Below are 20,934 nucleotides of genomic sequence, written 5' to 3'. Positions count from 1 at the left end.
AATAGTTTAACTTTTCGCAATACTTTTATACATTTTGGTTAATATTCAATTAAAAAAAGTAAAAAAAGTATTATACCTTACTTCTTAATTGCAGGTACATTTGATATCAATCAATTGTAAGCCAGGTTTAAAACATAAACCAGGGATGCGTAAGTTAAGCAGGTAATTTTAAATAACATGTTAAATTGAGTTTAAGTTTTTGACCATTTGGGTAAAAAGTTAAAACTTCAATTGCCTGCAAACCTAAGAGTTATAATTTATATAGAATAATATAGCCAGAAAAATATAGTTAATGAAGTGTAAAATTTCAATATTATGCTTTTTGCTGCTGTTCATCAATCGCTCTTTGCAGGCGCAAAATGACCAGTTTCAATTTTCACATCTGGATATTAACAATGGGTTATCGCACAACCAAATAAATTGTATTTTAAAGGATAGTAAGGGTTTTATGTGGTTTGGTACGCTATCGGGCCTTAATAAATATGATGGGTATAAATTTAATGCTTATAAACACGCCGTAAGTGATACCACTACCTTAAATGACGATTATATAGTTAGCATAGCAGAGGGGCCGGAGCATAATATATGGGTTGAAACCCGTAACGGCTTTAATATTTACAATCCATCAACAGAAAAATTCAGCCACAATATAGGCGGCTATCTTAAAAATATCGGACTTCCCGATGCCCGGATAACGGCGTTGAAAAAAGACAGTTTTGGTAATTTTTGGTTTTTACATGCCACAAAAGGCATTTATAAATACGATGCCTCATCGCGCAAAGTAACCCATTTGGTCCATAACAGTGCTGATGATAACTCCATTTATAGTAATACCGTATCAGATCTGTCGGTTGATTCAAAGGGCAATATATGGCTGATATACAGCCTGGGTGTATTAGAAAAACTAAATCCGGTAACCTACAAGGTAAACTACCGCTCGCAGGTAATGGAAAAATTGCCCGCGGGCCTAAATACAGCCTATAGGGTATATATTGATAAGCAAGACGACCTGTGGTGCTTTGTGCCTACTTATTCATCGGGGGTATATTACGTAAGTACTAAAAACAATATTTTTAAGCATATTGATAAAGGTGATGGCCCCACACATTTAAATACAAATGTAGTGGCCAACGTAATACAGGATGATAAGAACCGGATCTGGATAGCCACAGATCATGGCGGTATCAACCTGCTTAACAAACAGGATTTTAACATACGATACCTGCTTAACCGCGAGGACGATATAAAAACGGTTGGCCAAAACAGCGTTACCCTGCTTTATAAGGATAACACTGGCATCATTTGGGTGGGTACCTACAAACGGGGGGTAAGTTATTATCACGAAAGCATTATCAAATTTCCGCTGTATACACACCACTCGTCTGATCCTTTAAGCCTGCCTTTTAGTGATATCAATAATTTTGCAGAAGACAGGGCCGGAAATATATGGCTGGGTACAAACGGCGGAGGACTGATATATTTTAATCGTAAAAACGGCAGCTTTAAACAATATCTGCATAGTGCCACAAATAAAAACAGCCTCACCAATAATGTAATTGTGTGCATGTTTGTTGATCATGAGCAAAACTTATGGATAGGGACTTATTTTGGTGGACTTGATTGCTTTGACGGAAAAACGTTTACCCATTATAAACATAATGATGCCGTACTTGGTAGCATATCCGAAGACAGGATCTGCGCCATTAGAGAAGATTCGGAACATAATTTATGGGTAGGCACATTAGCGGGGGGACTTAATGTGTTTAATCGTAAAACACAACAGTTCACCAACTATAAATTTAACGGCTATAATGGCAAGAACAATATTCACTCCAACTATGTAAGCGCTATTTTAGAGGATAGGCGAAAAAATATCTGGGTGGTAACCTCCTATGGCATTGATGTTTTGATGAAAAAAGCGCGCCAGTTTGTGCATTATATGCATGATGATAAAGATCCGGCCAGCCTTATAAACAACAATACCAATAATATTTTGGAAGATAGCCAGGGCTTGATTTGGGTAAGCACACGCGAGGGCATCAGTATTTTTAATCCGGCAACTCATAAGTTCACTAATATTATCAAACAGGATGGCCTGCCCGATAATACGGTGATTGACATGCAGGAGGATGAAAAGCATAATATGTGGGTAAGTACGCCCAATGGCCTGTCAAATATTATTGTATCGCGGCAAGCGAGCGGATTAAAGTTCCGTTTTATAAATTATAACGAGACCGAGGGTTTGCAAGGGCGTGAGTTTACAGAAAACTCATCATACAAAACACGCAAAGGCGAATTGATATTTGGCGGTGGAAATGGATTTAACATTTTTAAACCAGCTAATATTCAGTTTAATAAAAGTGTGCCTAATTTGATTTTTACTGATTTTCAGGTGTTTAACCAAAGCATTGGTGCCGGCGATAAGATAAATGGCGACGCCATACTGGCAAAATCGATTACAGAAACAAAATCATTGAAACTCAGGCATAGCGAGAATGTATTTTCTATAGAGTTCGCGGCCCTTAATTACTTTAATCCTGATAAAATAAAGCTGCAGTACATGATGCAAGGCTTTGATAAGAATTGGATAACGGCAGATAATAAGATCAGGAAAGCTACATATACCAATTTGGATGCCGGCGATTATATATTTAAAGTACGTACAACAAACAATGAATTTTGGAACGCTAAAGAAATTACTCTGCATGTTACCATATTGCCCCCATTCTGGAAAACTACCTGGGCATATTTGCTGTACATTCTTTTATTTATTGCCACGCTGCTTTATTTACGCCATCGGGGCATACAAAAAATAAAAGCGCAGTTTTCTATTGAAAAAGAGCGTGAGGAAGCCCAGCGTATGCATGAGCTTGATTTGATGAAGATCAAATTCTTTACCAATGTAAGCCATGAGTTTCGTACGCCATTATCGCTCATTATGGCGCCTGTTGATAAAATATTAAAGCAAATAGCCGAGCCCGATTCCAGGCGGCAGTTGCTGATGATTAACCGTAATGCCCGCCGCCTGCTTAACCTGGTAAATCAGTTAATGGATTTCAGAAAAATGGAATTCCAGGAACTCAGGCTGCACAAAAAATCGGGCGATATCATCAGCTTTATTAAAGACCTGTCGTTATCGTTTACTGATGTGGCCGACCAAAAGAATATCACGTTTGTTTTTGATACCGATACCGAAGCGTTTTATACCAGCTTTGATCATGATAAAATTGAACGGATATTATTTAATTTACTCTCCAATGCCTATAAATTTACGCACGAGGGCGGGCAGGTAAGCGTATTGCTTAGCTTAAAATACCAAAGTGATACGAACGATCATCAACTGGAGATCAGGGTTATGGATACAGGTATTGGTATCCCGGCAGATAAACAGGGCAGGATCTTTGAACCATTTTTTCAGCATGATATTCCCGGCTCTATGTTAAACCAGGGGAGTGGTATAGGGCTGTCTATCACCAAGGAATTTGTTAAACTGCACAATGGAGAAATTTTGGTGGAGAGTGAGCATGACCAGGGCAGCTGTTTCACCGTGTTCCTGCCGCTGCAACAGCTGGACGAAAGTTTGTTTACCGATACTACTTTGTTACTAAAACATGAGGTAGAAGGATTTATTGATCTGGAATCAGTAAAAAGTAATCAGCATAAAGAAAACCGTGACTGTAAAAAGCTTACAGTACTATTGGTAGAGGATAATGAAGATTTTAGGTTTTATATTAAAGATAACCTGAAAGATCATTTTAACATTATTGAAGCCGAGAATGGTAAGAAGGGATGGCAAAAGGCCCTTGCTCAACACCCTAATCTGATCGTGAGCGATATCAGTATGCCCGAAATGAACGGGATTGACCTATGCCTCAAGATCAGGAATGATTCGCGCACTTCACACATCCCGGTGATATTATTAACCGCCCTTATAGGCGAGGAGCAACAACTAAAAGGTTTGGAAACTGGCGCCACCGATTATATGACCAAGCCTTTTAATTTTGAGATCCTGCTGTCAAAGATCAAAAATATCCTGAACCAGCAGGAGGATATGCGCAAAACCTACCGCAAACAGGTGGATGTTAAACCAACAGATGAGCATATTGATTCGCCGGAAGAACTGTTCATTAAAAAGGTTTTGCTTTTGATAGATAATAACATATCTAACCCTAATTTTTCGGTAGAGGAATTAAGCAGCGAAATGTTTGTAAGCCGCTATACGCTGTACAAAAAAATCCTGCAAATGACTGGTAAAACGCCAAACGAACTGGTACGTTCCATGCGATTAAAAAGGGCCGCGCAATTGCTGGAAACCGGGCATTTAACCATATCGCAAATTTGCCATAAAGTAGGCTTCAAGAGTCAAAAATACTTTGTACGCACCTTTAAAGCCGAGTTTAACAGCATTCCATCCAAGTACCTTGAAGGGGTTAATGAGGGGGATTAAGACAGTGTTTTAACGTTGTCACCCCCAGTCCACAATAAAGCCTCACCCAACCCTCTCCAAAGGAGAGGGCTTTAAAACACTTTTTAAAAGTCTCCCCCTTTGGGGGAGATTTAGAGGGGGCTTCTGTATTCAATTCCACCAATTTCAACCCCACTTATAATACTATTATCTCAACTCTATGATCTCTTAAAAAGTTCAATAGGGTCACATTTGTAAATAAGTACACAGTATTATAACTATTTTAATTATTAAACTATTGATTATCAATAATTTAATTAGAGTTGACATTTGTGCCCCTATTTATCCACAACCAGGTATCAACTACCATATAATTTTACCCTCATTATAATCAATATCAAAGCAAGGTTCAAATTTTACCTGGCCTGGTATAAACCTAATAAGAATATTTAACCAATTTATTGAAGCAATGCCCGTCGTTTTTTAATGATGGCAGCATGTCGGGAGTTTTAATGATATACAATATCATCAAATAACCGGCCGCTAAGACGCAGGCAATTGCAAATTATCGAACCAAAAAATCTAAGTAAATCAATAACTAACAAATCAATTATGAGAAAAATTCTACGAATAGCCTTGCTGTTTGTTTGCTGTATTCTTGTAGCTGCAGTGGCCAACGCCCAGGATACAGGTACACTAATAAGGGGAACAGTTACAGATGATCAAGGCGTAACCCTGCCCGGGGTTACCGTAACAGCAAAAAATGTTAATGCCATTACAGGCGCTAATGGTAATTATCTTATCCGGGTACCGGCAGGTACCACAACCCTGAAATTCACCTATGTGGGTATGAGCGCTACAGACGTTCCAATTTCTGGTAAAACGGAAATCAACGTAACGCTAAAATCAAATGCAAGCAATTTAAGCGAAGTGGTAGTTATTGGTTACGGCACAGTACGCCGGGCCGAAGTTACCTCATCCATTTCGTCGGTTTCGGCTAAGGATATTAAAGATCTGCCTGTTGCCGGTATTGATCAGGCGCTGCAGGGTAAAGTAGCAGGTGTTACCATCACCAACAACAGCGGACAGCCGGGTGGCGGTGTTTCTGTACGGGTACGTGGTATTACCAGCGCCACCGGTTCAAACGAGCCCTTGTATGTAATTGATGGTGTCCAGTTTCAGGGTACCCCTGCAGGTAGCTTAAGCCAGGACTTTTTAGGTGGGGGCTCGGGCCAAACCGGTCAAAGTATTCTGGCTACTTTAAGCCCTTCGGATATTGAATCTATCGACATTTTGAAGGATGCATCGGCACAGGCTATTTACGGTTCGCGTGGTGCAAACGGTGTTGTTATTATTAATACCAAACATGGTAAGGTTAATCAAAATAAACTTAACTATGATGCTTATGTGGGCTTTTCCGAAGTTCCTAAAAAGCTAAAGGTTATGAACCTGCAGCAGTTTGCCCAATATCAAAATTCATTGGTGAATGAAGTACGCGCGGTACCAGGGAGCGGATTGGATAGCACAATTGAATTTAGAGACCCTTATGTATTAGGTCATGGTACAGACTGGCAGGATGAAATTTATCAAAGAGGAGTAACCACCAGCCATCAGTTATCCGTATCCGGAGGAAAGGATAAAACAACCTATTATTTTTCAGGCGGTTACTTAACCCAAACCGGAACGCTTATTAAAACCGGTTTTAACAGGTATAATTTAAGGGCCAGCATTGATCAGCAGGTCACCAACTGGTTAAAAGCAGGCTTTACCACTAATTTAACCAAAAGTAAACAGCAAATTGGTCTTACCGACGGGTTTGACGCGGTAACAAGTACGGTTTTGTATAATACACCCGTATCGCCAGTGCGTGATATATATGGTAACTATATTACTAATGCCAATATTGGTGGTTACCAGATAAATTTAACCAATAACCCGGTAACATTGGCCCAGTCGCGCGATGTTACAGCGGCTAATACAAAAGCATTGGGCGCCATTTATGCCGAAATTAACTTTTTTAAGGGCCTTACTTTAAGAAACGAGTTTAACTATAATTTCAACCTGGAAAGTGATCACGCTTATCAGCCATTTTTGCAAAACACCGAAACGGGGGATGTGATATTATCGCCAAGCCGTATAAGGGAACAAAGAACTCAAAGCTTTTACTGGGATGTTAAAAACTTCCTGAATTATGATCACGTATTTGGGGGCAAGCATAGTGTAAGCGCCACGCTGGGCCATGAAGTGCAAAGGTCTGATTATGATTTCATCAATGCAAACCGTAACAACCTGGTGGCAAACCTGCCTTCATTAAACGCCGGTGATGCCGACCTTACACAAGGCATTGGAGCTGGTGCAGGAACGTGGAGTATGGAATCATACTTTGCACGGGTTGGATATACTTACGATAACAGGTATGCTATTTCAGGAACGGTTCGTCGTGATGGTTCATCAAGCTTTGGTCCGGGTAATAGGTGGGGGACTTTCCCGGCTGTATCCGCGTCGTGGACAGTTACCAACGAGTCGTTTATGAAAGGCTTTAATGCTATAAACTATTTGAAAATACGCGGAGGCTTTGGCGAGGTAGGTAATCAAAACACAGCTACCAATGCTTTCGTATCAAATATAACTTTGTTTGGTACCGCTCCTTTTGGCCCAGGCAGTCTTCCGTACAATGTGGCTAACCCCGATCTGCAATGGGAAGCAGTAAAAACCTACAATATTGGCGCCGATCTTACAACGCTAAACAGCAAACTGGAGTTATCAGTTGATGTGTACAAAAAGATAACTACCAATATGCTTTTGTCCAATCAACTACCATCATTTTCTGGCCTGGGAACGTCATATAATGACATCCAAACACCCATAACCAACGCTGGTAAAATGACCAATACTGGTATTGATATTGGTGTTACTTCATACAATATCCAGAATAAGAATTTTAACTGGAAAACTAATTTAACCTTTAGCCATTATAAAAATGTGCTTAACCAGCTTAACAATCCTACAGCAACCCTGTCGGGTATATTCAATGAGTATGGAACCAGCAATTTAACTTCTCTTACTTCGCCAGGAGGTCCGTTAGGTACATTTTATGGCTTCGTTACCGATGGGCTGTTCAGAACCCAGGAAGAACTGGCTAAAGGGCCAATCCCAACCGGGTTAACTGTTGCACCAGGATCATTATGGCTGGGCGATATCAGGTATAAAGACTTAAACGGTGATGGTGTAATTGACGATAAGGATGAGCGTGTTATAGGCAACCCTAACCCTAAATTTACTTACGGTTTTACCAACACCTTTAGCTTTAAAGGCATTGACCTGTCAGTATTTTTATACGGAAGTTACGGTGGCCAAATCATGAACTACACCCGCAGGCAAACCGAGGCAATGACAAGTGCTTTCAATAATCAGTTGGTTACTGTATTAAACAGGTACACGCCAACAAACACCACTGCAAATATGCCAAGGTATAACCAGTGGACCAATAATAACATCAAAATATCTGACCGGTATATTGAAAGTGCTTCATACCTGCGTATCCAGAACGTGGCACTTGGTTATAGCATTCCTAAAAGTATAATCAGCAGACTTAAAATTGCATCTGCCCGGTTCTATGCCTCGGTTCAAAACCTGCATACTTTCACCAAGTACACAGGTTATGATCCTGAATTAGGCGCTCTTAACTCACAAATAGGGTTTATGAATGTAGATAACGGCCACTACCCTGTACCACGTACGTTCACGTTTGGTACTAATATTCAATTTTAATCAAGTTAATACTAAGCAAGATGAAAATAAAAATCATATTCATAATGTTTGTAGCGATTTGCCTGGAAGCTTCTTGTAAGAAGGATTTCCTGAGCCATCCATCAACAACAAGCCCCACCACCGATAACTATTATACTACAGCTGCGCAGGTAAACGGTGCTACCGGAATTTTATACAATAACGTTTGGGGCGATTGGTTCGACAAGGCTTTTACATCAGTAGGTGATGTATTAGGCGGAACTGTAACCGGTACACAGGGTAATTCCCAGTACAACTCATTTTATAACTTCCAAATTCAAAGTACTGATGGGTTAATATCAAGCACCTGGAACTCTTGCTATAAAGCTGCAGGTCAGGCATCAGTTTTAATACAAACTTTTAAAGATAAAAAAGTACAGTTGGGCAGTAACACCGGTTTCCTGGATGTAGGTATTGCCGAGGCCAGATTTATACGTGGGTTTGCTTATTTTTATATTGGCCGAGCGTTTGGCGATGCGCCAATAGTTGATAATCCGCTGGATCTTACAAAACCGGGTGCCTATCTTGTACCCCGTTATTTTCAAAAAGATGTTTTGCGTTTCGCGTTAGAAGATCTGAAAGCTGCAGAAGCTGGTCTTCCTGAAGTATCTTACCAGGATGGTCGTGTAACAAAATATGCTGCCATAGGTATGCAAGCTAAGATCTACCTGTACCTTAAAGATTATGCAAATGCTGCCGCTAAAGCAAGACAGGTAATTGATTATGCAAATGGTGCGGGTGCAGGCAAGCTTGGCTTAAATAGCAGTTACAACGCCATGTTTACATCATCTACCGTTGCTAATACCAATAATGTCGAAAATTTATTCTCCTTAAGATGGTTGGCCTCCATGGGTTGGAACGGTGGAAACAGGTTTTCAATTTATGTTGCGCCACAGCCGCTTGTTCACCCAAAACCAACCGGTGCCAACGGATACTCGGCTGTTGTGCCATCATTTGATATGTTAAACACCAATACAGGGTACGAAGCTGCAGATAAAAGACGCGGCTGGTCTGTAATGCAACAGGGATTTCATAGGGCCGATTGGGTTAATGATAATTTCCCCAATGGATTTACTTATGATACCACCGGCAAAGCTACAGACGACCATTTTATATTTACCGGCACCCGCTCAAACATTCAGAAATATATAGTGGGCACTAACAGGTCTACTGAACCGGTTACGCCAGACGGCCATACCAGCATGCCTACTTATATACTCAGATATGCTGATGTATTACTTATTTATGCCGAAGCTGTATTAGCCGGTGGTGGTTCTACCGCTGATGCTGCGGCTTTAAAAGCCTTCAACGCGGTACATAATCGTGCCGGATTAACCAGCCTTACCAGTATTACCCAAAATGATATTTTACACGAGCGAAAAGTTGAATTTGCTTTTGAAGGTGATTATTGGTTTGATATTCAGCGACAAGGCTTTACCAAAGCCGCGGCAATTGTTGCCTCACAGGAGCGGGGTACTTTGGATGGAAGTGGAAGACTTACCAGTTTTAAAGCTACGTTGACCCAGGCACAAATGTTTTTACCTCCGCCGCAGTCAGAAACTGTTCAGGATCCAAAACTGCTTGAACCTGCCGTTGCATATTATAAATAATGACCTACAACATTTAAATTATAGTAATCATGAAAAAATTATATAAACTACTGATCGTAGTGCTCACGTTTGCTGGTGGCGCATCGGTAATTACATCATGTACAAAGGAAGCACAAAAGCCCGTTGCTGCTTCATCCAATCCAATAGCCGATAAGCTTGATCCCGATTCGGCTAAAGGTGGGGCTGCATTAATATTGACAGGTAGCGGCCTTGGTCAAATTCAATCCGTCGTTTTTGAAACGGGAAACGTTCCGGCCCCGTTCAATACGGTGCTTAATACTGATAAGGCTTTAATATTCAGGGTTCCTGATACGGCTAACGGAGGTAAACAGAACATTATAATTACCAACAAATTAGGTAAGCAATTGAAAGTGCCATTTACTGTGATCGCGCTTCCTGTTATATCATCAGTATCTAACTACAATTTTACGAGTGGTACAAGTATTACAATTGCTGGTAATAACCTGGGCGATGTTTCATCCGTAAAGTTTGTTGGCTCAAATGATGCAATTACCATTGTGTCAAAAACAAAAAAGGAACTGGTTATAACCATGCCTGCAAATAGTTCGGTTTTGGGCGCGCCTTTAATTATTACTAATTCAACAGGCCCGGTTACTACTACCCAGGTATTTGAAAATTTGGATAAAGCTTACAAGATTTTTACAGATGATTATGGTACTGATGGATGGGCTAATAACTCATGGGGCCCGGCAACAATATCTGCTACGGTATCCAAATCAGGTACAAAATCATTTGCGGCAACCTATGCTAAGGGTAACTGGAGCCAGGATGGTTTTTCAAACTGGTCTAATGGTTTTGCCAGCAATCCATCTTACAAATACCTCACATTCTGGCTCAAAGGAGCATCAGAAGATTATACCCTTTACATCACTGGCGACAAGCGTGCAGGCGGGTTCGGCAACTCTGATGTATCGGCCCCGATCACTGTTCCGGCAAATGTTTGGACTTATTTTAAAATACCGCTTACCACGCTTGATCTTTGGAACAAAGGGACACCGTTTAATCAATTAGGTTTCTGGATAAAGGGACCTAATGACCAGGATGAGACATTCTATTTTGATGATGTACTTATTGTAAACCAATAATTACGCCTTAACATCCGGCCTGCAAAAGACCTTGCCGGGCCGGATGTTTTTTAACCAATGGGTACAGTTAATTTACAACTACTAATAACAATGTATATAAATTGATTTTTTTATGTTAAATTAGTATCAATATTAACACTCTTATTTGTATGCCTAATATATGATGACAAGTAACGTAATGCGTGAAATAACACCGCTAACCCCAAGCGATTGCTTTACTATTTTTTCGAGGGTCAAAAAAAAGTTCGACTTCCCGCTTCATTACCATGACGAGTATGAGCTAAATCTGATCATTAATGCCAAAGGCGCCAAGCGGGTTGTGGGCGGGCATATCGAAGTTATTGACGACCTGGAGCTGGCGCTGGTAGGGCCAAATCTGTACCATGCCTGGTTTACGCATCAATGCCAAAGCGAGGAGATCACTGAAATTACCATACAATTCCATAAGGATCTTTTTGATGAAAAATTTTTGAAACGCAACCAGTTAAGCTTTGTGAAAAGTATGCTGGAGCGTTCACAAAGAGGTATTGCGTTTTCGCCCGAAACTATTCTGGCGCTTAAAGGCAGGATATTGGATTTGGATAAAAAGAATGGATTCGACTCAGTATTAGAGCTATTATCCATACTGCATGATCTTTCCATATCGCGCAATATGAAAATGCTTTCGGATCCAAGCTTTACCAACGAAAAGTTTTATTACAACAGCAGGCGCATTGAAAGGGTGTTTGAGCACATGAACATGAACTACAATAAACAGGTTACTCTGGCCGAAGTGGCTAAAATTGCCAACATGCCCGAGGCCTCGTTTAGCCGGTTTATTAAAAAACGTACCGGTAAAACGTTTATTGATAGCCTTAACGAAATAAGGTTGGGCCATGCATCACGTATGCTTATCGATTCGACCACTACCGTAGCCGAAATTGCCTATAAATGTGGCTTTAACAACATATCAAATTTCAACCGGATATTTAAACGCAAAAAGCTTTGCATCCCTAAGGAGTTCAGGGAAACTTATACCGGTAATCGCGTATTTATTTAAGTTTTGACATTCAATTGGCGATGATTTTGAAAATATCAGGGCCATTTTGTTAAATAAACCAAAATATAAAGTTAAAATAGTATTATAATAGGGTTGTTGATAAATTTATTTTAGCATTAACCTTTATATACCATTTGACACCGACATCATATTGCCATATCAGCACCTTCAAACAACCTAAATGAAATTACACTTACTTGATGTTGCCATTATAGTTTTATACTTGTTAAGCACCATTTTTATAGGTTTATGGTACCGTAAAAAAGCGCGCGAAAACAAAGAAAGCTACATGCTTGGAGGTAAATTATTACCCTGGTATAAGCTGGGTTTAAGTGATGCTTCTGACATGTTCGACATTAGTGGTACCATGTGGATGGTAAGCCTGTGTTTTGTGTATGGCATGAAAAGCATCTGGATACCCTGGCTATGGCCGGTATTTAACCAGGTGTTTTTAATGATGTACCTGTCGCGGTGGCTACGCCGCTCAAACGCGGCCACCGGTGCCGAGTGGCTGGCCACCCGCTTTGGCAAGTCGGGTCCGGGAGTAGGTGAGTCGCACATGGTGGTTATCGCATTCGCGCTGTTAAGTTGTCTTGGTTTTTTGGCTTATGGTTTTATTGGCCTGGGAAAATTTATCGAAATTTTTATTCCCTGGGAGTTGGTTAAGGCTTATGTGCCATTTAATGTCGCGCCGCAGTATGTGCCGAATATATATGGTATTGTTTTTACCCTGTTTGCCATGTTCTATTCCATCTTAGGCGGGATGCATAGCATTGTACTGGGCGATATGATCAAATACAGTATCATGACGGTAGCCTGTATCTGGATTGGCTTTATAGCAGCAAACAAATTAACAGGTCATAACCTGAACGTGCCCAACGGCTGGTACAGCCCCTTCTTTGGTAAAAACCTGGGCATGAGCTGGACGGGCATCATCAACGAAGTAAATCAAAAGATAAAGGACGATGGCTATTCGCTGTTCGGTTTATTTTTCATGATGATGACCTTTAAGGGCTTTTTTGCCGCATTGGCCGGGCCGGCGCCTAATTATGATATGCAAAAGATCCTCTCTACCCGCTCGCCCGAAGAGGCCAGCAAAATGAGCGGTTTTGTAAGCATCATATTATTGCCCATCCGTTACTCGCTCATAGTAAGCTTAACCGTATTAGGCTTGCTATATTATAATGAAATGAACCTAAAGGATGCCACCGGTGCTATCGATTTTGAAAGGATTTTGCCGGCGGTTATCAATAACTTTTTACCAGTTGGCCTGGTAGGATTACTGCTGGCCGGTTTGCTTGGTGCGTTCATGAGCACATTTAGTGGTACCATGAACGCTGCGCAGGCCTATATAGTGAATGATATCTACTTAAAATATGTTAACCCAACGGCATCTACCAAAAAAATCATCGCCATGAATTATCTGGTTGGCGTGGTTGTGGTTGCAGTGGGGGTGATCCTTGGCTTTTTTGTAAAAGATGTGAACAGCGTTTTGCAATGGATCGTATCCGCACTGTATGGCGGCTATATAGCCTCGAACGTTTTAAAATGGCATTGGTGGCGTTTTAATGCTAACGGATTTTTTTATGGCATGCTGGCGGGTATATTATCATCAATGGTATTCTCATTACTTATACCATCGGGTGAATTATTGTACTGGTTCCCGTTGTTGTTTTTGATCTCCATGGCAGGTTCTGTCATTGGATCATACGTTACGCCGGCAACGGACATGGAAGTGTTAAAATCGTTTTACAGCAATGTGCGGCCCTGGGGTTTTTGGGAACCCGTTAAACAATTGGTAATGGCGGATGACGCGGCATTTGTACCCAATAAAAATTTTAAACTAAATATGTTTAATGTGGTGGTTGGTACCATAGGGCAGCTATGTCTTACTATATTACCTATGTACCTCATATTAAATCAAAAATTGCCCTTGCTGGTTACCATCGGCCTGCTGGCGGTTATTATGATGATACTGAAAAGAACGTGGTGGAATAAATTAAAAGATTATTGAGAATTAGCTTATATGATACAGGAATTTAAACAAAGGTTAGCCAGGTTGCAGGATGAACTTACGCGACTGATCAACACCCCCAATGAAATAGCAGGTACAGGCAATGGTATTTTTGATCGCTACAAGCACCCGGTGTTAACAGCGGCGCATACCCCAATTAACTGGCGGTATGATCTTGATGCTAAAACCAACCCGTATTTAATGGAGCGTATTGGTATCAATGCGGTTTTTAATGCAGGGGCCATAAAATTTAATGACAAGTACTTGGTAGTTGCCCGCGTTGAAGGAGCCGATCGGAAATCATTTTTCGCGGTAGCCGAAAGTGCAGACGGGATCAACAATTTTACCTTTTGGGATTACCCGGTTGATCTGCCTCAAACTGATGAGCCCGATACCAATGTGTACGATATGCGTTTAACCCGGCACCAGGATGGTTGGATATATGGTCTGTTTTGCACCGAAAGGCGCGATCCAGCAGCCCCGGCGCATGATCAGTCAATGGCGGTAGCAGCCTGTGGTATAGCACGTACAAAGGATATGATGAACTGGGAACGTTTGCCCGATCTGAAAACCAATTCGCCACAGCAACGGAATGTGGTATTGCACCCGGAGTTTGTTTATGGTAAATATGCTTTATATACCCGTCCGCAGGATGGTTTTATAAGTGCCGGGACTGGTGGCGGTATTGGTTTTGGTTTGTGCGATAATATAGAGAATGCGGTTATTGATCAGGAAACTATCATCGATAATAAAAACTACCACACCGTTTATGAGGCCAAAAACGGCCAGGGACCTGCACCTGTTAAAACAAAACAAGGATGGCTGCATTTGGCGCATGGAGTACGTAATACCGCCGCGGGCTTGCGTTATGTGCTGTATATGTTCATGACCGATCTAAATGACCTTACCAAAGTATTATACAAACCTGGCGGTTATTTTTTAGCACCTGAAGGTGAGGAGCGGATAGGGGACGTATCAAATGTGGTGTTTTGTAATGGCTGGATAGCTGATGATGACGGAACAGTTTACATTTACTACGCATCGTCAGATACCCGGATGCATGTGGCTACTACTACCTTGAATAAACTAATTGATTATGTAGTAAATACTCCGGCTGATGGCTTAAGGTCGTCCACATCGGTTGATGCCATTTATCAGATCATTGACAATAATAACAATTTGCATAAAAACGAGCAAGAGACTGTGCGAATCCCCTCTTGAGAGGGGAACTTAACTTGCACCAGGAAATGATAACAGTTATGATTAAACAATTAAAATATACACTAATAGAAGCATGGGGATGTGCGAATCCCCTCTTGAGAGGGGCGGAGGGTTGTGTTTTTCAATCATGATGGACAACACACCCCTACCACAACACAATTCAACGCACCCCCTCTCAAGCGGGGAGCAGGAGCCCGTGCGCCTGCTTAGTGAACTGAAAAAGGAGCTTAATGCGGAATTGAACAATATCCTTAATTACTGGCTAAAAAATTCTCCCGATGAAATAAATGGTGGTTTTTGGGGAAAAATTGATAATGATAACCAGGTTAGTCCTGCGGCTCCAAAGGGATCAGTATTGAACGCCCGCATTTTATGGAGCTTTTCGGCTGCTTATAATCAAAAGCCTGATGAAGCGGTTTTGCAAATGGCGCAGCGTGCCTACGAATATATTACAGCCCATTTTATCGACCATGAATTTGGCGGGGTGTATTGGTCGGTTGATAACAAAGGGAATAAGCTGGATGCCAAAAAACAAGCGTATGCCAGCGCGTTTACCATATATGCTCTGAGCGAATACTACATGGCATCGGGCTTTGAGGAAGCCAGAGGCCTTGCGATCAGCTTATACCATTTACTGGTTGATAAAAGCTATGACCAGTACAAAACCGGTTATCTGGAAGCCTTTACGCGTGATTGGCAACCGATAAATGATCTGCGCCTGAGCGCAAAGGATGCTAACGAAAAAAAGACGATGAACACCCATTTACATGTACTGGAGGCTTATACCAACCTGTACCGCATTTGGCCAGATGAAGCGCTCAGGAAGCAGATAGAAACGCTTATTGATAACTTCTGTGATCATTTTATTGATGCTCAAACCCACCATCTCATCCTGTTTTTTGATGAGGATTGGAACCGCCGGTCAGACACGGTATCATACGGACATGATATTGAAGCCACATGGCTTTTGCTGGAAGCCACCGAGGTGATAAGCGATCAAGTACGTGAAAAGCGGGTAAAAAAGATCTGCCTGGAAATAACCGGTGCAACATTGGAGGGTTTGGATGCTGATGGGGGCTTATGGTACGAGTATGAACCGGCCGCCCGGCATCTCATAAAAGAAAAACACTGGTGGGTGCAGGCCGAAGCGATGGTTGGGTTTTTTAATGCCTGGCAAATAAGCGGTGATGAAAAATATCTTGACCTATCGTTAAACAACTGGGCTTTTGTAAAAAGTAAAATACTGGACAAGCAAAATGGCGAATGGTTTTGGGGTATTACCGCCGATGGAAGTGTAATGCCGGGCGAAGATAAAGTAGGATTATGGAAATGCCCTTATCACAACAGCAGGGCTTGTATCGAAATTATTAAACATATACACTAAAGGAAAGAAATTACATGAAATATTTTAAGGTGATCATTGCCGGGATTTTAGTGTTTTACGGTTTGTTTGCAGATGCGCAATTATATAGCCCAAGTGATAAAAGGGCAACTACCGAAACCAGGGAACTCTTTTACAGCATGCGGCGTTTGCTGGGGAGCGGGGTAATATTTGGTCATCATGACGATACCGCGTATGGCGTTGGGTGGAGGTTTGATCCCAATCGCTCAGATGTGAAAAGCGTTACCGGATCATACCCGGCTTTATATGGCTGGGACCTGGCCAAAATTGAGCATGATAGCACTAAAGATATTAACGGCATACCATTTAAACTGCAAAAGCAATTGGTAAAAGATGCCTATGAGCGCGGTGGCATTAACACCTACTGCTGGCATATGGATAACCCGGCCAATGGCAAAACCGCCTGGGATACCACCCAGCACACGGTGAAAGACCTGATCCTCGGAGGGGCTTACCATGACGTTTACGTAAGCTGGCTTGATAAAGCGGCAGCCTATATGGCTGATCTGAAAGGGTCGCAGGGTGAGGCTATCCCTATTCTTTTCAGGCCGTTTCATGAGCTTACGGGTAACTGGTTCTGGTGGTGTAAAAATACCAGCACGCCCGATGAATTTAAAACACTATGGCAATTTACCGTTGATTACCTGCGTAAAAATAAAAAGCTGCACAATTTACTCATCGTGTATTCAGTCGCTGATTTTGAATCAGAAGAGCAATTTCTGGAACGCTACCCTGGCGATGGTTATGCCGATTTTATTGGTTTTGATAATTACTGCACCAAAAGCGTACCTTATTACCAGGCTAAGCTGGATAAGCGCCTTGCTATTTTAGATACCATTGCCGCCAGGCACCACAAATTAGCTTGCCTGCCTGAAACCGGCTATGAGCAAATTCCCATGGCCGACTGGTGGACTAAAGTGTTATTGCCAACCCTGTCAAAACATAAAGTATCATACGTAATGGCATGGCGCAATGGCCGTACAGATCATTATTATGCACCATACCCTGGTCAGGCCAGTGCCGATGATTTTATAAAATTTTACAGCAGCCAGCAAACTCTGTTTCAAAACAGGTTGACGCCATTGGGTGTGTATGGTAAGCCAAATTTGAGTAGTAGTGATGAGTGGTGAGTTTTGAGTTCTTGCCAGTTCAGGCACATTGCCTGTTCAAGCGTCAACGCTTGAATAATGTCCTGTGTAAGCGAAGGACGCTTGAACTGGCGGATGTCTGAACTAACAATTACAGTTTAGGCTAAAGCCCATAAACACTAACTATTCCGTCCCATAAATGGGACGGCAATGAATCTTTAAATCAGGGTGTTGTTTTCATTGCCGTTGGCTTTAGCCAACGGATAAAAGTAAGTAAGAATGGCTTTAGCCAAACTCATATAGCAAATCATACTAACTATTCATGACTTCCTCAATACCATCACTCCAAGCACACCAGCCAGCAGTGATGCCAATAGGATGCCATATTTAGCCTGATCAATCATTTCGGGGTGAGTAAAGGCAAGGCCGGATATAAACAACGACATGGTAAAACCAACACCGGCCAACAGTGCTACGCCAACTATTTGTTTCCAGCTGGCTTTAGCGGGTAATTGTGCACCAAACTTTATCATGAGCCAGGTAGCCAGCAGTACACCTATGAACTTACCGGCCAATAAGCCAACTGCTACACCTATACTTACCGGGTTAACCAGCGACGAAAAAAAGTTGGAACCAATAACAATCCCCGCATTTGCCAAAGCAAAAAGCGGCATTACCACAAAGGCTACCCAGGGGTGCAGCGCGAACTCCACTTTTTGCAGCGGAGTTTCGGCATCCATGCTTAGTTCTTTTATTTTTTCAATAGTATCGTGCTGCTCGGGTGTGGTTAAAGTGCTGTTGTTGGGAATGGCCTTTTCAAAATCAAACAAAAGCTTACGCAGGCTTTCGGCATAATTTTTCTCGTTGATCCTGGTTCGTGCCGGGATGGTAAAGGCTACCAGCACACCTGCAATAGTAGCATGTACACCCGATAATAAAAAGGCTACCCAAACCCCAAAGCCTATTACCAGGTAAAAAATAATGCTCCGTATGCCCAATTTATTGCCTATAAGCAGGAGCACTAATAACCACATGCCTATAGTTAATGGCATTAATGCTATATGCGAACTGTAAAATATAGCTATTACCAGCACCGCGCCCAGATCATCAGCGACAGCCAATGCGGATAAGAATACTTTTACCGATGTTGGGATATGTTTACCGGCAATAGAAAGCAGTGCAAGTGCAAAAGCGATATCAGTTGCCATAGGTATGCCCCAGCCATGTTCGGCTGTTGTGCCTTTATTAATAAAAAAGTAAATAAGGGCTGGTACCAGCATCCCGCCCAGGGCGGCCACCATGGGTAACGACGCTTTTTTTATAGTGGATAGCTCGCCGGCCATAAATTCCCGCTTTAATTCAAGTCCGATCACGAAAAAGAATACAGCCATCAGGCCATCATTTATCCACAGGTGAAGGGAGTGATCAAGAACATAGCCACCAAAGCCTAAGGAGAGTTTAATGTCCCACAGATCATGATAAAAGTGTTGCAAGGGAGAGTTTACCCATATAATAGCAACTAAAACACTTATAAAAAGTACAATACCACTGGTATGCTCCTGATGGATGAACTTGCTTACCGGCGCAGTGATTTTATCAATAGGAGATGGATGCCTCATTGCTGCCTAAATTAAGGAATTTTTATCAGGCGGAATTAAATAACCGATGATGTTTTGATTATGCAGATAATCAGATTGCGGGTATTAAATTATTAATCAACCTCAAATATTTAAAACCAATTAAACGGGTTAAGCCTTTAATAATAAAAAAGAATTATGAATGTTTATCAGCAAAAATGGATTGATGTATTGAATAATGCTCACTTGCAGGGATGGAAAATTGAAGCCCGGGGTGAGGATATATTTATTGACATGCCCCATGTAACCGACCTTAAATTAATACGGGACAATCTGCCGCAAACCTTAGGGTTAATATCCCTTGATATTGATTTGCCTAAAGAGCGCTTGAACTTTATTTTTCATAATGGATATGAGCAATTTGAATACCTGCTTAATCCCAGCGAGGCAGATCTGAATGAGGAATGATCAGATCTTGGCTTTAGACGATACCACCACTACCGAAACACCCATAGCAGCTATAAGTATAAATGATACCCTTAAGGTAGCCATGCCGGCAATAAAACCAATAATAGGTGGCCCAACTAAAAATCCCAAAAAGCCTATGGTTGATACTGCCGCCAGGGCAACACCCGGTTGCATGGTTTTTGACTTACCTGCCGCGCTAAATACCATGGGCACTACTGATGATACGCCCACACCTACCAATAAGAAACCCGCAATAGCGGTATATACATACGGAAATGCCACAGCTATTAATAATCCTGTAGCGGTTAATGCACCGCTAACCTGCAGGGTGCGTTTTAAGCCATAGCGGTGGGCAAACCAATCGGCTCTGAACCTGCCGGCCGCCATGGTTAACATAAAAGCCGTAAAACCTACACCTACAAAAGCTGGTGGTGCAAGTACTACTTTTTTAAAATAAATAACGCTCCAGTCAAACATCGCGCCTTCGCATATCATGGAACAAAAGGCAATAACACCCAGCTTTATCAGGGAATGATCGGGCATTACAAATACGGGACCGGGATCGGTTACTTTATCATCTTTTAAATACCGTGCAGCTATAATCACCCCTGTAAAAATAACCACTAGCATCAGCAAAAAATGATAAAGGGGGGAAATGTTATTGGCTATCATAAAAGTGCCTATGCCTGCACCGGCAAACCCAGCCAGGCTCCATAAACCGTGGAACGAAGCCATTATTGGTCTTTTATACAACTCCTCGGTAGCTACGGCCTGTGTATTAACGGATATGTTAACCGCATTACTGCTAAAACCAAAACATACCAGGCAAATAATAAGTTGAAATGTATTTTGCGCCAAACCCAGGCTTACCAGGGCTGTAGCGTATACCAGTAAAGCGCTGATCAGCAATTTACGGCTGCCAATTTTAGTGATGATCCAGCCCGAAAACGGGAGGGAACACATTAAACCTACGGGGAGCGAAAATAAAACAGCGCCCAGGGCGGCATCAGAAAGGCCCATGGTTTGCTGAACTGTTGCAATACGTGATGCCCAGCTTGAAAAGCTTAATCCAGCCATAAAAAACATAGCTCCCACAGCAATGCGGAGTGCTTTTTTTGATGTTAAGACTGGTAATTCAAGTGCGTCAATCATTGTAATTATGGTATCAAAGTGTAAAAAGTACACTATTGCTTATGTTTACAAAGATATAGCAAT

12 protein-coding genes are annotated in these 20,934 nt (G+C 41.7%); 10 read left to right on the top strand and 2 right to left on the bottom strand.

The features are described from left to right. Nucleotides 1-292: 292 nt before the first annotated feature. The 9 genes from AC1DRQ_RS06455 to AC1DRQ_RS06415 all read left to right on the top strand — a co-directional run bounded on the left by AC1DRQ_RS06455 (nt 293) and on the right by AC1DRQ_RS06415 (nt 17,716). The gene (locus AC1DRQ_RS06455) at nt 293-4,447 is read left to right on the top strand and encodes a two-component regulator propeller domain-containing protein (protein ID WP_477423003.1); all 4,155 of its coding nucleotides are present in this window, start codon (nt 293-295) and stop codon (nt 4,445-4,447) included. Nucleotides 4,448-5,017: 570 nt separating this feature from the next. Further along, nucleotides 5,018-8,176, top strand: coding sequence for a SusC/RagA family TonB-linked outer membrane protein (locus AC1DRQ_RS06450; RefSeq protein ID WP_477423001.1), 3,159 nt, complete (start codon nt 5,018-5,020; stop codon nt 8,174-8,176). Between the two features lie 20 nt (nt 8,177-8,196). After that, a complete protein-coding gene (locus tag AC1DRQ_RS06445; RefSeq protein ID WP_477422999.1) occupies nt 8,197-9,804 on the top strand; it encodes a RagB/SusD family nutrient uptake outer membrane protein in 1,608 nt (535 codons plus the stop codon). A gap of 29 nt (nt 9,805-9,833) precedes the next feature. Beyond that, nucleotides 9,834-10,910, top strand: a complete 1,077-nt coding sequence (locus AC1DRQ_RS06440; RefSeq protein WP_477422998.1) for an IPT/TIG domain-containing protein — start codon at nt 9,834-9,836, stop codon at nt 10,908-10,910. Between the two features lie 160 nt (nt 10,911-11,070). Continuing rightward, nucleotides 11,071-11,949 (top strand): AraC family transcriptional regulator, encoded by an 879-nt coding sequence (locus AC1DRQ_RS06435; protein ID WP_477422996.1) that lies wholly within the window; start codon nt 11,071-11,073, stop codon nt 11,947-11,949. Between the two features lie 181 nt (nt 11,950-12,130). Beyond that, nucleotides 12,131-13,963, top strand: a complete 1,833-nt coding sequence (locus AC1DRQ_RS06430) for a sodium:solute symporter family protein (RefSeq protein ID WP_477422994.1) — start codon at nt 12,131-12,133, stop codon at nt 13,961-13,963. Nucleotides 13,964-13,975: 12 nt separating this feature from the next. Continuing rightward, nucleotides 13,976-15,184, top strand: coding sequence for a glycoside hydrolase family 130 protein (locus tag AC1DRQ_RS06425; protein WP_477422993.1), 1,209 nt, complete (start codon nt 13,976-13,978; stop codon nt 15,182-15,184). 127 nt (nt 15,185-15,311) lie between these two features. Next, the gene (locus tag AC1DRQ_RS06420; protein ID WP_477422991.1) at nt 15,312-16,568 is read left to right on the top strand and encodes an AGE family epimerase/isomerase; all 1,257 of its coding nucleotides are present in this window, start codon (nt 15,312-15,314) and stop codon (nt 16,566-16,568) included. Nucleotides 16,569-16,582: 14 nt separating this feature from the next. Further along, nucleotides 16,583-17,716 (top strand): glycoside hydrolase family 26 protein, encoded by a 1,134-nt coding sequence (locus AC1DRQ_RS06415; protein WP_477422989.1) that lies wholly within the window; start codon nt 16,583-16,585, stop codon nt 17,714-17,716. Nucleotides 17,717-17,994: 278 nt separating this feature from the next. Here AC1DRQ_RS06415 and nhaA read toward each other — a convergent pair whose 3' ends face one another. Continuing rightward, nucleotides 17,995-19,293, bottom strand: coding sequence for a Na+/H+ antiporter NhaA (gene nhaA, locus AC1DRQ_RS06410; protein WP_477422987.1), 1,299 nt, complete (start codon nt 19,291-19,293; stop codon nt 17,995-17,997). 156 nt (nt 19,294-19,449) lie between these two features. Between nhaA and AC1DRQ_RS06405 the strand changes: the two genes are divergently transcribed. Then, entirely contained in the window at nt 19,450-19,719 is a 270-nt protein-coding gene (locus AC1DRQ_RS06405) for a hypothetical protein (RefSeq protein WP_477422985.1), read from the top strand. Here AC1DRQ_RS06405 and AC1DRQ_RS06400 read toward each other — a convergent pair whose 3' ends face one another. Then, nucleotides 19,720-20,871: an MFS transporter gene (locus AC1DRQ_RS06400; RefSeq protein WP_477422984.1), complete on the bottom strand. Its 1,152-nt coding sequence runs from the start codon at nt 20,869-20,871 to the stop codon at nt 19,720-19,722. Between the last annotated feature and the right edge of the window lie 63 nt (nt 20,872-20,934).

The sequence above is a fragment of the Mucilaginibacter sp. P4_E8 genome (assembly GCF_056401495.1).
Note: the sequence above shows the minus strand (reverse complement) of the source record. Positions and strands in the feature narration are given on the sequence as shown.